The organism is Vibrio splendidus (assembly GCF_001557875.1).
Taxonomy (GTDB): domain Bacteria; phylum Pseudomonadota; class Gammaproteobacteria; order Enterobacterales; family Vibrionaceae; genus Vibrio; species Vibrio splendidus_F.
In genome coordinates this window covers 654538-666667 of the sequence record NZ_LNRF01000001.1, presented here as the reverse complement: position 1 = coordinate 666667, position 12130 = coordinate 654538, and the positions used below count along the sequence as shown (strand labels likewise).

10 protein-coding genes are annotated in these 12130 nt (G+C 45.7%); 5 read left to right on the top strand and 5 right to left on the bottom strand.

The window, feature by feature from the left end; all coding sequences use genetic code 11:
- Positions 1–7 precede the first annotated feature (7 nt).
- The 4 genes from ATB74_RS02865 to ATB74_RS02850 all read right to left on the bottom strand — a co-directional run bounded on the left by ATB74_RS02865 (position 8) and on the right by ATB74_RS02850 (position 4068).
- Positions 8–955, bottom strand: a complete 948-nt coding sequence (locus ATB74_RS02865) for a FecCD family ABC transporter permease (protein WP_061016407.1) — start codon at positions 953–955, stop codon at positions 8–10.
- 101 nt (positions 956–1056) lie between these two features.
- A complete protein-coding gene (locus ATB74_RS02860) occupies positions 1057–2019 on the bottom strand; it encodes an ABC transporter substrate-binding protein (RefSeq protein WP_061016405.1) in 963 nt (320 codons plus the stop codon).
- Positions 2016–2849 carry an ABC transporter ATP-binding protein gene (locus tag ATB74_RS02855; protein WP_081090049.1) on the bottom strand — a complete coding sequence of 278 codons (834 nt, stop codon included), beginning with the start codon at positions 2847–2849 and terminating at the stop codon, positions 2016–2018. The genes ATB74_RS02860 and ATB74_RS02855 overlap by 4 nt, the downstream gene beginning before the upstream one ends.
- Positions 2850–3318: 469 nt before the next feature.
- Positions 3319–4068 (bottom strand): metallophosphoesterase family protein, encoded by a 750-nt coding sequence (locus tag ATB74_RS02850; RefSeq protein WP_061016403.1) that lies wholly within the window; start codon positions 4066–4068, stop codon positions 3319–3321.
- A gap of 591 nt (positions 4069–4659) precedes the next feature.
- Here ATB74_RS02850 and ATB74_RS02845 point away from each other — a divergent pair.
- The 5 genes from ATB74_RS02845 (at position 4660) to ATB74_RS02820 (ending at position 10736) form a co-directional block, all read left to right on the top strand.
- Entirely contained in the window at positions 4660–5373 is a 714-nt protein-coding gene (locus tag ATB74_RS02845) for an ABC transporter ATP-binding protein (RefSeq protein ID WP_061016401.1), read from the top strand.
- Between the two features lie 8 nt (positions 5374–5381).
- The gene (locus ATB74_RS02840) at positions 5382–7916 is read left to right on the top strand and encodes an ABC transporter permease (protein ID WP_061017707.1); all 2535 of its coding nucleotides are present in this window, start codon (positions 5382–5384) and stop codon (positions 7914–7916) included.
- Positions 7917–7927: 11 nt separating this feature from the next.
- A complete protein-coding gene (locus ATB74_RS02835) occupies positions 7928–9058 on the top strand; it encodes a lipocalin-like domain-containing protein (RefSeq protein ID WP_432215311.1) in 1131 nt (376 codons plus the stop codon).
- Positions 9059–9249: 191 nt separating this feature from the next.
- Positions 9250–9459, top strand: coding sequence for a hypothetical protein (locus ATB74_RS02830; RefSeq protein WP_061016397.1), 210 nt, complete (start codon positions 9250–9252; stop codon positions 9457–9459).
- Positions 9460–9815: 356 nt separating this feature from the next.
- Positions 9816–10736, top strand: coding sequence for a LysR family transcriptional regulator (locus tag ATB74_RS02820; RefSeq protein ID WP_061016392.1), 921 nt, complete (start codon positions 9816–9818; stop codon positions 10734–10736).
- Positions 10737–10800: 64 nt separating this feature from the next.
- Here ATB74_RS02820 and ATB74_RS02815 read toward each other — a convergent pair whose 3' ends face one another.
- On the bottom strand, positions 10801–12072 hold the full coding sequence (locus ATB74_RS02815; RefSeq protein ID WP_061016391.1) for a DUF1254 domain-containing protein: 1272 nt from the start codon (positions 12070–12072) through the stop codon (positions 10801–10803).
- Between the last annotated feature and the right edge of the window lie 58 nt (positions 12073–12130).

The window sequence follows — 12130 nt, the reverse complement described above, 5'->3', positions numbered from 1 at the left end:
GCACACACTATTTACGCCAAACAAGATACAAAACGAATAACCCGCCAAGCGCTGCCGTCACAATACCTACAGGCAGTTCTTGTGGCGCTAATATGGTTCGGCTAATCACGTCCCCAAACAGTAAAAGTACCGCGCCCCACAAAGCAACCAAAGGCAGAGCTCGCTTGTGAGTGACACCTGAAAATGGTCGTACTAAGTGGGGAACCATCAAGCCAATAAAACCGACCACTCCGGTCATCGATACAATCGACGCAGTGCAAAACGCACAACAAAGAAAAATCTCGCTTTGTAGGCGGTGTACGTTGATCCCCAATGAGCTTGTCGTCTGTTCACTCACTAACAAAGTATCGAGCTCGCGATAACGCTTGAAAATTAACACAATCAGACACAACACGCCCGCCAAGGCAAAAATCAAATTATCCCAACGCGCGAGCCCTAAGCCCCCCATCGTCCAGAACAAAATCGAACTCGCCGCTCTCTGGTCGCCTGAATAGATCAAAAAACTGGTGATGGCTCCGAATAGAAATGAGATCGCCAAACCACACAAGATCAAATTGTCATTGCCCTTTTTCTTCTGCATCGAAAACAGAATCAGAACAGCGGTCGCCGACACAATACCACCCGAGAATGCTGCTAGTGGGAGTGACCAAACACCCAGAGCGTCTCCCACTTTGGTGATCACCAACACGGCACCAGCAGACGCGCCAGATGACAAGCCAAACAGAAACGGATCCGCCAGATCATTTCGTGTCGAGGTTTGAAGTAACGCGCCAACCATCGCCAGCCCTGCACCCGCGATAACCGCTAACAATGCTCTCGGCAACCTTAGATCGATCAGTATTCGACTGGTCATATCCGGCATTGGATCAGTGAAAGAGCTCAGCCCTACAATCACTTCCTTAAAAGACAAAGGAACTGAACCAAATTGTAAACTCATCATGAAGGCGAGTAGCATGGCGGTGATACCTGTTAGCCATGCTGCTCGATATTTATCGCATAAAATCAAAGGACTACTACTCTTATCAATAACAAGCTTTCATCTAACAACTCTCCCGATCACTCAGAAACGAACGCCTCTGCAAGTTTCTCAATAGCATCGATATTGGCAGGCCCAGGGGTGAGTTGCTCATAACGCAGTTTGACATAACGACCAGAAGTGACCGCATTGGTGTATTTCATCAACGGATGGGCTTCTAGGAAACGTTGCAACGAATCGGCACCACTCGCCGATTGGTAATCCAGAAGAATAATCACATCTGGGTTTTCACGAGCGACATTCTCCCAAGAGGTTCTTGCCCAGCTTGCTTCCATGTTGCCTGTAATATTTTGGCCACCAGCAGCTTCAATCATTGCGTTTGGCATTCCATACTTACCGGCGGTGAAAGGCTTATCTTCACCCGAATCAAACAAGAACACTTTTGGACTCGGCTTACCTGATGCTTTCTGCTTTTCTGCTACTTTTTCAACTCTCTCTTTCCAGCTGCTTACCAAAGCCTCGGCTCCTGCTTGCTTGTCGAAAATAACGCCTAACTTTTGCATGTCGCCATAAAGCAGATCCATTGTCGCGCCTTCCTTTTGACCTTGGGTATGAATGCAGCTTTCAGAAAGCACTACGGTATCAATCCCGCATGGCTTCAGTGTTTGAGGCGTCACTTCACCACCCACTTTCATTCCGTAATTCCAGCCAGCGAAAAAGAAGTCAGCATCAGCAGCAATCAATGTTTCTAATGAAGGATACTTCGGTGCGAGCTCAGGAATGTCTCCTAAACGTTCTTCGAACGAACTCGACATCTTGTACCAACCAGTAATGCCCGTAACACCCACCATCTCCTTTTGAAGACCAAGGGCAAAAGCCATCTCGGTCATATTGATGTCGTGCACAACCGCTCTTGAAGGTCGCTTTTCAATGGTCAGTGGGCTCCCACAGTTATCAACCGTCACTGGGTATTGAGTGCTTGTCGCATGCGCAAAAGAGAAAGGTAAAAGAAACAAAAGACTGGAAATTACAGGCCACTTCATTGGGCTGCTCCTATTAAAGAGTGATTAGAGTGAGTTAAGTGAGTTGATGCAGCTTCAAAATGATGGATGGTGCTGCACAGATTAGGATGATTGAACGTGAGGACGCGCAATCCAAAAACAGGGACCATGTATCGGTCTTGCATCACGGTATCTGGGGCTGAGAACGCCACCATCTTTTGGTCTGACATCAACAGGACTTTGTCGGCGAATGGCGCTACCAAAGGTAAATCATGCAGCACCACAACAGATGCAATGCCGCGCTGTTTAATTAGGCTCAGAAGTTCAAGGCGAGCGAGAGGATCAAGGTGGTTTGTGGGTTCGTCTAAGAGTAAAAGCCTAGGCTCTTGTACAAAGGCGCGAGCAATACTTGCACGTTGCTGTTCACCACCGGACAGCTCACCAAAGCACCGCTGGCTTTTGTGAACAAGCCCAACATCTTGCATCGCCTGCTGAACCGCTCGTTTGTGCTCTTTTGCACTACAACAAAACGTATGAGGAGCACGGCCTAAGCCGACATACTCAGCAACACTCAAACGAGGATCAACATGCTCATGTTGAGTAACCACCGCGACTTGCTTGGCTATCTGCTGCCGCTCAAGGCTTCCAAGTGCAATGCCAGACAACATCAACTCACCTGCGACGGCTTTGTATTCGCCTGTAATGCCTTTCAGCAAACTGGACTTTCCACTTCCATTAGGCCCAATGATGGCAACGCATTCACCGTCGTTCACATCAAATGTCACATCGGAGACGGCCCTCCAGTTAGCCAAGCCATCAGCGCTGAGCCCGCGCACAGACAATACAGGTTTATTCAAATTCCCACCGAACATCCAAAAACAACACTTGTTGTTATGTTATAACATAACAACAAATTAAAGGTATAGTTATTAATAGAAATATTAAGACCGCTCTAAGAAGTCATGGGAATGGCGGGATAATCCAATCACCTTGAATAAATACAGTCGTGTTTAAGAAAAGTGATTCGCTTAGAAAGTTGGATTACAGAAATCGAGGATTGAAACGAGAGCGAAACGAGAGCGAAGAAGACTAACTCATAGCTGGACAAAAATGAGTTTGGAACAACGGGAGAAATCTACCCTTCGGATAACTTCTGGTATTTTAAAACACAGAACGGCACCGCTTGATAAGGTGCCGTCCGTGAACGGAAATGGATAAAAGCTGTCATCAACTATACGACATATCCAGCTTACAGCATCAATTTATATCTCATGAAACAGCATATTCAATCACAATCTGTTGAAATGTGCTTACAGATATAGCAAACATGCATCAGCTAGGCTATTCACACCTACCAGTTTTTAGATATGTAACCCAGTCAGTGCGGTTTCTTGCTTTGGCTTGCTCAATCGCAGTATTTACGTCGTACTTAACTCTACAGAATGAAATATCCCACACTTCACTGTCTTGTTTTTCTAAAATCACATAAGAGGCTCTAGGTGTGTAGTTCTGCATAATATGAGGAGTTGGCTCATCATCTGCATATGCTTGTAGTCCAACACTTCCGGGATTTATTACTATTTGTCCGGTTGATAGCTCCACACAACGAGGTGTGTGAGTATGACCACACAAAATGATTTTTGAGGATACTTGCCCCAGTAGTCCACGAATCTCCACTTCGGTTCTTACCGAGGCATGTCCGCTGGTAACATCTTCTAATAAATAGATAAGATCATCATCTGGTGTGCCATGGCAAGCGTAAATCTCATCCGTTATTTCTAAATCAAATGGAAGAGCCCTCATCCATTCAAGAGGAGCTTCGCCTAGCTCATCAAGAATGAATTGCATTGTAGGATTGGACGCAACCTCTGATGCGGAGGATTGGTAAATTTGTCTGTCTTGATTTCCAGATATAGTGATAGCGTCCAGCTCACATAAGTAGTCATATGTCTCTCTAGGAGCAAGTGGCCCATAGAAGATATCTCCAAGGTTGACGAACTTAGTCACTCCCTTTGACCGTGCATCTTCAACAACAGCTTTTAGCGCACATACATTGCTATGTATGTCTGATAACACTGCATATTTTTCCATAGAATCACCTTGCTCCTGACTACCATAAATCAATATCTTACAGGTTAAACTCTAGACAATGAAGCCCGAAGTGATTACGAACCCAATGCATAGTTATGTGAAGTGATGTTATCTGAGAAAACGAGTGCGATATGCTAGGAATTGGGAGATTCCGCGCATCGGTGTTTCGCGGTCTGTCATTAATAAAAGTCTGGCTATTTTCTGGCAGGATTTACCAGCGTTCTGTTGCGCAAACTAATAAAGGGGCAAAAGCAAGCTAGAGGACAAGCTCTAACCTCCCCACTTTCTTAAATAAAACGTTTAATAAGTTGAGCTATGATTTTTTGCTCATAAACGTGGTCACGAACCATCTGACGAAAAACCCAAAAGCCTCCTAGGTGACTCTAAGCTCCCACTAACACCTGTATTCCTCCTCACACTGATCTATTTCCCTCTTTTCGAAGTACAAGTTATTAATAATTCGATATAAATCGCTCTATTGTTTGAAATTGTTGTCTACAGTTTTATAGAGGTTGCCATTGCGGTAGTTCAACAGAAACGACACGTTTAGATTGTCATTTTTGGTTATGTTTTTGGTTCTAAGGAGAAGAAATGGAAAGCCCAATTGTCACACTCACACATGCCAGCAAAAGCTTTGTTGATGGCAACGATACCCATCACGTGTTGGACAATGTCGACTTCGCTTTGGCGACAGGGGCAAGCGTGGCTTTGACTGGGGCGAGTGGCAGTGGGAAAAGTACTCTGCTGAATATCATTGCGGGGTTTGAACCTCTATCCGGTGGCGAACTATCTGGTGGAGAATTGTGGCTCGATGGCGAGAACACATCAAATTGGAAAGATCCACAATGGAGCCGATTTCGTCATCAAAAATTGGGCGTTATCTTTCAACAGTTCAACTTATTGACCCCACTCAACGTAAAACAAAACATCGCCTTCCCTCTTCATTTAAATAAACAGAAATGGAGCGACTGGTGCGATTATTTAGTTGACGCATTGGGCATCAGCGAGCTACTCGAAAGACACGTATCCGCACTCTCTGGCGGTCAGCAACAACGGGTGGCAATAGCGCGTGCGCTTGCCCATAAACCCAAACTACTGCTTGCCGACGAACCCACAGGCAACCTCGACCACAAAGCAGGCATTGAGGTAATGAAGCTGCTGAGTGAAATCACTACGCAAGGCAACACTGCGGTGCTTTTGGTTACGCACAGCCCAGAATGTGCCAGCTTTATGCAGACAAAATTGGTGTTAGGTGATGGTTGTTTAAGGAATGCGGATCTAACCCCAAGAGCAGCAGCGTTGTGATTAATCCAATGAAGCAAACTGGCTTCGCTCAGAACCAGCTCACCCATACCAAACTGACTCTGAATCTATTCGCAGCACACTATCGTCAGTCACCACTGCAAGCCGCAGCGATTCTGATCGGCATTGTGTTAGCGGTCACCTTGTTTGTCGCAGTGCAAGCCATCAACCTCAATGCCAAGCGCAGTTATGCAGAATCGACCGAGCAACTTAGCGCTCAAGCGCAGAACCTTATCATTCCACCAGCAGGGCAAAACTATTTGCCGGAATCGCTCTACTTCAGCTTAAGACAAAGTGGATTAAGCGCAGCGCTACCAGTTATAGAAGGGCGAGTAAGAGACGAGCAAGGTCGACGCTGGTCAGTTCAAGGCAGTGAGCTGATCGCCGCTCTCACTTCAAGATCTCGCCACTCTCGCGTCGAAGAACAAAGCAACGCTCAAACCAAAGAACCAAACATTTCCCTGTTCGACAATTCCTTACCTTTGCCGAAACTCTTAGCGGGTGAACCCATTGTGATGATGAGCCAATCACAACACCAGAACTTGGGAGAAGTAGACGCACTCACTTTGGATGAAGTGCTCACTCAAGTGGTAGTGCTACCAGATGAATGGCAGCTAGGCAGCCGAATGTTGATGGATATTGGGTTCGCTCAGCAACTGCTTAACAAGCAAGGGCAACTGAGCTACATCGCTATTTTTGACACTAAGAGCGACACTAACAGCAATGCTCAGGATAAATGGCAAAGCCTTATTGGTGAGCAAGGACAATGGATATCCAACAACCAAAGCACGGATCTCGGTTCAATTACCGATAGCTTTCACCTCAATCTCACCGCCATGAGTTTGTTGGCGTTTTTAGTTGGCCTGTTCATCGCTTACAACGGTGTGAAGTACAGCTTGCTGAAACGTAATCGGCTGTTGGTACAAATTCAACAAGCTGGGATTGCGCCAAGCATCGTATTTTCAGCTCTGTTAGTCGAGCTGACTGTTTTAGCCACACTGGGCGCGTCGCTTGGTTTCATTCTCGGCATTCAACTCAGCCATTGGCTACATCCCACCGTCGCAATAACGCTTGAGCAACTTTATGGTGCAACACTGCTTCCCGGCACATGGCAGTGGCAATGGTTAGTGCAGGCACTGCTACTCACGCTGGCCGCAACGCTTGTCGCGTGTTGGCAGCACTTTAAACAGCGAGTGCGACAACCCCTCTCTTCCCATGGCGGTTTCTATCAAGCGCCGGAAACGTCTAACGAAAATCCGCTGTTTGTTATCGGGGCAGTATTAACCATTGTCGCGTTAGCAGGGTTATGGCTAAGCGAACATCATCGCTTCACCATGGCATGGCTCGGTGTGTTAGTGGTGTCGATTCCTTTGTATTTGCCCAAAACACTCAGCGTGCTAGCGAACTGGAGCGAAAAACGCACCCAATCGGGGTTAATACAATATCTGTTCGCTGAGCTGCGTGAACTTATCTCCCCTCTCTCCCTTGCCATGATGGCGTTGCTTCTCGCCGTCACCGCAAATGTGGGAATGAATACCTTAGTCGGCAGCTTTGAATCCACGTTAAAACAATGGCTTGAACAGCGCTTACACGCAGACATTTACGTTAGCCCTGCCCAAGGTGAAATCGCGAATATGGAACGTGCGTTAGAGCAGTTTGAAAATGTTGAAACCGTTTATAAGCAATATTATGTCGACGATAACTTGCAGGGCTTACCTACTTTGCTCGGCACCAAAGACAAAGACACACTTGAGCAAACCATGGTATTCCAATCCCACCTTGATGATTTCTGGACGCGCTTTTACCAAGGCGAATTCGTGGCGATCAGCGAACCTACGGCAGTGAAGCTCGGCTTGTCCCTTGGAAGCCGACTCAAGCTCGACGCGATCCAAGACAAAACACTCATCGTCGGGGCGATTTTCCATGATTACGGCTCACCGAATGGCGAAGTGTTGCTTGCACCTAATTTATGGCTCGAAAGCGGGTTTACTGACTTACCCACCAGCTTGGGAATCAAAGTCTCTGGCGACCCACAAGTGGTGTACGAACAGCTACGCCAACAACTCAATTTGCACCCTAGCCAGCTTTACGATCAAGCGCAGATCAAATCGATCGCTTTAGATATATTCTCACAAACTTTTGCCATCACTCGGGCGCTTAATGGCGTCACTTTAATGGTGGCGGTGATAGGGTTGTTCTGCGCCTGTTTCATGTTGCTCGATGCACGCAAAGCCGCCATTGCAAGGCTGTATGCGCTCGGTGTTAGTCAGAAAAAATTGATGGCGATGGTGGTCGGGCAAATCGTTGTTCTGGTCGCCTTCACTCTGGTTATCGCCTTACCACTCGGCGCTATGGTCGGTTATGTGTTGACGGACATCGTTACCCTGCGCGCCTTTGGTTGGAGTTTAAATTATGTGTGGAATTGGAGTGACGCACTCAGCATCGCAACCATCACCATTTTAGTGGCGGTGATTGCGACCTTGATTCCACTGTGGCGTTTGGTCAGTAAACCCGTGGTATCCAGTTTACAAAGCGAGGTGTTGTGATGAATCGAACAATGAGAATTTTCGTTCTCACACTTGGCATCTTGCTCCTTTTAGGGTGCGACGAGTCCACTCAACCATCAGCTCAAAATATGGGTTCGATACTCGGCACTGGAACACAAACCGAGAATGAAGTACAAAAAGAGACTGAGCAATTCACCCCGGTAGTAAAAGGTATCGACATCACCTTCCCTGCCGACCATCAAGCACACCCTGATTTTCGTCATGAATGGTGGTATTTAACCGCAAACTTGATTGATGAAGAAGGCAATACGTTAGGCGTGCAATGGACACAGTTTCGCTTCGCCTCTGCCCCACAAGAAAACGACAATCAAGCCAAGCAGCCTAAGCAAACCGCGTGGCAAAGTCAGCAAATCTACATGGCGCACAGCGCTGTCACCACTAAAGACAAACATTATGCCGATGAAAAATGGTCACGTGACCAAGCAGAACTGGCTGGAGTAAGCGCTTCACCATTTCGTGTCTATCTTGATGATTGGCAATGGACGTCGACGACCGATGACCTGTTCCCAGCTACATTGGTCGCTAACTCGGATCAATTTGGATATTCGCTTAAGTTAACCAACAACGCGCCATATCAAAAGCAAGGCGAACAAGGCTACAGCATTAAAAGTAGCGATGGCAAAGTGGCTTCCTACTACTACAGCCAACCATTCATTAATGTATCAGGCGAGGTAACCATTGATGGCGTCACCCATCAGGTTTCCGGTACAGGTTGGATAGACAGAGAGTGGAGCTCGCAATTTTTACTCGACTCGCAACAAGGTTGGGATTGGTTTGCGCTAAGGCTAGGTGATGAAACCAGTTTGGTGGTATTTCAACTTCGAAACTCAACAACAGGCGAAGCCAGTTATGCTCACGCAAGATTGATGCTGCAAGGTGGTTCTGGCATCACGATTAAGCAGCAAGACATCAGCTTAACCGCCATCAAGCAAACGGAAATCGATGGACGTGACTACCCAACAGAATGGCAAATTTCAATTCCAAACCAACAAATCGAACTGACCGTCTCGGCACTCAATCCAAATGCCAAAATGCCGCTGTCGGTTCCTTATTGGGAGGGGCCAATCGTGATTAAAGGTTCTCATTCTGGGTCTGGCTATATGGAGTTGACGGGGTATTAGAGCGAGCATTACTGACAACAAATACAAAGCGATAACCATCGACTAAACCACTTTCAACCAAAGCCTCCACAGCGAAGGCGCTTTGGTATTTGCAACGTTCGACTTACCTTAACGCCTGTTGAAAAATATCTAATTTAACCAAACGCTGAGTTCCCCTAAAATACCAATCAAATGGTTAGGGGAGATAGAACATGATTAGCTCAGTACATAATGACGAACTCAACAGATACATAGAGAAACTCGACTTCAACCTTACAAAGGCTCAGGTTCGTGAACTTGGTTGGCAAAAAAGCAATGAAAAGGTAAGAAAAGAAAAAACGGTATTAGGCTCGTGGTTTTTCTTTTCTTTCTTTGGCTTATGTACGTCTGCATGTCTTGCACTGCTGGTGTATATCTCATGAAGATAAACAAAACAATGACCACGTATAACCAGCATGGAACGTTCAATTGGTTCGAGGTCGACGGAGAAACGTACATACTGTTCAAGGTCGGCAGCAACAGCGCTCTATTGAACCAACACTATGAGGATGTCACCGAACAACAGAGTAAAATATATGGGCTGTTAGAGACTAGTAAAGAACCCTAGGTGCCTCGCTTGTTAAATTGATCGTATGATGTTTGAGTTATGTTCCAGATAACAACAAAAAATAGATTGGCGATTCCACGATAATTCACACATCCTATTCCTTCATCTGGCGGGAACAGACTCACCCATGTACTATTGTATAAAAATCAACAAAATATAGTAGCTACGCTTATGGATGACGGTCTGTTAAGGAAACTGGATTTTAACTCTATTAAACTTCTCAAAATCCTTGGAGAAGAACGCAATACTAAACGTACTGCGGAACGAATGTTTTTGTCGCAACCTGCGGTTAGCAAACAGCTCAAAAAACTTCGTGAAGATATTGGTGACGAATTATTCATCCGCCGACAATACGGGTTAGAACCAACGCCTTATTGTTTAGAGCTTCTAGATAAATTACCGGCGCTATTCGAGTTACTGGAAGATGTTTTTTCTCGAAACCAAAATTTCAAACCTAGCGAGTACACTGGTGATATTTGTATAGCCATCAATACTTCAATGTATCGCCCTATCTCCCGAAAATTGTATACACACCTTAGCGCCTCAATGCCAAATGCAACATTGAAAATCATCAATTGGGGTCAAGATACCGAGCATAACCTGGCCATGGCAAGAGTGCACATCGGTATTAACTATCTTCCGCTCGATATTTCTAAACAAATAATTCAGAAGAAAGTGGCGCGATGTACCTTCAAGCTTGTCTGCAGAGAAGGACACCCAATCATCAACACCCTGCGTACTGCTCACGATGTAGGGCAATACCCTCTCGCTCTTCTCCAACTTCCAGATTTCAATAAAAAAGAGAATCTAATTGAAACAAAGTTACGCGAATCGGGAGTCACACCAAACGTGGCACTTCGAGCAGACCAGTTAAGTATCTGTTTGCACGTTGTATCTCAATCCAACGCACTAATGCCTTGCATCGATATCTTTGACACCGAACTCCCAAAAGGGACGAGGTTTATATCCCCGAACAAAGAAGATACACCAAGTAGTGATATTGGTGCTTTCATCCCATCGAAACTCTCTAGAACGCCCTTAGTGACATGGTTGCACAAAGAAATCGATCAAATCTTTTCGCATGCTAATTAGGTCAATTAAATTCGTATCGGTAGCTCATGGGAATAAGGCACTGTCCTTAGCTACCCGATAAACATTAATTTCCATAGTTAAACGAAGCTTTCGGAACCATTAGACTTTCCAAAGGTGAGCCCTGATAAATCAAACTTTGCACGGTACTACCTGCTAAGCCTTCCTGAGGTAGGTAGTAACGAACGACAAAGTAGTAGTCTTCGCCATCCACTACTGGCATCCAGTAGGTTTCGTTCTCTGGATTATGGCTTGAGAATGTAATGGTGATATTGCCATCAGCGTCAGGTGACGTGTTTCCTCCAGCCCATACTTGTCGCTGTGACCCACCAATCGTTGCAGGATCGAGAGGCAAACGGGTCTCATCCGAGTAACGCGTGACAGACCAGAATTGTCCAACGGCTTGGTCATGAGGCATAGTCAAGACAAAATCTTCAGCTCCGTTCAACTTTTCGCCTTCAGGCGTCATCGGGATCAACTCATAATATGCATGCTCTGCAGGAAAGCCGAGATGCCCTAAATGCGTTAATACTGAACGTCTTCTTTCATCGGCAAGATCATCAAGATGACCAGGGTGTTCAAAGCCAGACAAATTGTTCACCACTAGCCCGGACGAGGCTAAGTTATGCACGTAACTCCTAACCTCAGTTAGCCTTTCTTGGTCGAAGTTTTCATCTGCGATAATGGTTTGCATGTTGTCGTGAGTCTGAACCCAGCCATCGGTAATTTGGTCTGCAAAGCGGAGGACCTCTCGAACATTGGCACGATCAGGCAATACAACATTTGAAACAGCTGAGTGATTGTCGATAACAAGTTGCTTACGCCACTCATCAGCCCCTCCGTTGTCACGATACTCGAATGTTTGCACTCGAATAAAAGCAAAAATCAGGTCATCGTTGACCTCGATGGTGTCGATATAGTTCCCCTCTGGCGTGTCATAATCTGAACCAGAACGAACAATAAGGTAGGTTCCACCTTCATCAGGAGTCACTTCGTGATAAGCCGCGAAATGCTCAGCGTCCAGTAAATGGAATGAAGCATATCGACTAGATTCACGAGCTGGTACCTTCACTTCAATAGGGCCATTGGATACGTCAAGCATCGCTTTAGCGTAAATGTGGTCCAGTGCAGGCGTGATAACGTCCCAGGTATGATCGGCTAAGCCAGGAAATTCAAATTGATTTAGTCCATTTTTCTCCATGAAACCAATCATGTTTTCCATGTGGTGATACACTCGTTGCCCTGTTAATTCAGCATCCGTTGGTACAATTTCTTCTGCATTAACTACATTTCCAAGAGAAATAGATGCAATCAACAATGATATTGCTGTGTTTTTCATAATAATCCTATTTTTAAATTAATAGTTAAAATAATTTAATTGATATTGTTGGGTTGAT

Excerpts from the sequence above, each read along its gene's own strand:
- ATB74_RS02850 (WP_061016403.1), bottom strand. The coding sequence starts at position 4,068 with ATGGAAAAATATGCAGTGTTATCAGACATACATAGCAATGTATGTGCG.
- ATB74_RS02835 (WP_432215311.1), top strand. The coding sequence starts at position 7,928 with ATGAGAATTTTCGTTCTCACACTTGGCATCTTGCTCCTTTTAGGGTGC.
- ATB74_RS02855 (WP_081090049.1), bottom strand. The coding sequence starts at position 2,849 with ATGTTCGGTGGGAATTTGAATAAACCTGTATTGTCTGTGCGCGGGCTC.
- ATB74_RS02840 (WP_061017707.1), top strand. The coding sequence starts at position 5,382 with ATGAAGCAAACTGGCTTCGCTCAGAACCAGCTCACCCATACCAAACTG.
- ATB74_RS02845 (WP_061016401.1), top strand. The coding sequence starts at position 4,660 with ATGGAAAGCCCAATTGTCACACTCACACATGCCAGCAAAAGCTTTGTT.
- ATB74_RS02820 (WP_061016392.1), top strand. The coding sequence starts at position 9,816 with ATGGATGACGGTCTGTTAAGGAAACTGGATTTTAACTCTATTAAACTT.
- ATB74_RS02815 (WP_061016391.1), bottom strand. The coding sequence starts at position 12,072 with ATGAAAAACACAGCAATATCATTGTTGATTGCATCTATTTCTCTTGGA.
- ATB74_RS02830 (WP_061016397.1), top strand. The coding sequence starts at position 9,250 with ATGATTAGCTCAGTACATAATGACGAACTCAACAGATACATAGAGAAA.
- ATB74_RS02865 (WP_061016407.1), bottom strand. The coding sequence starts at position 955 with ATGCTACTCGCCTTCATGATGAGTTTACAATTTGGTTCAGTTCCTTTG.
- ATB74_RS02860 (WP_061016405.1), bottom strand. The coding sequence starts at position 2,019 with ATGAAGTGGCCTGTAATTTCCAGTCTTTTGTTTCTTTTACCTTTCTCT.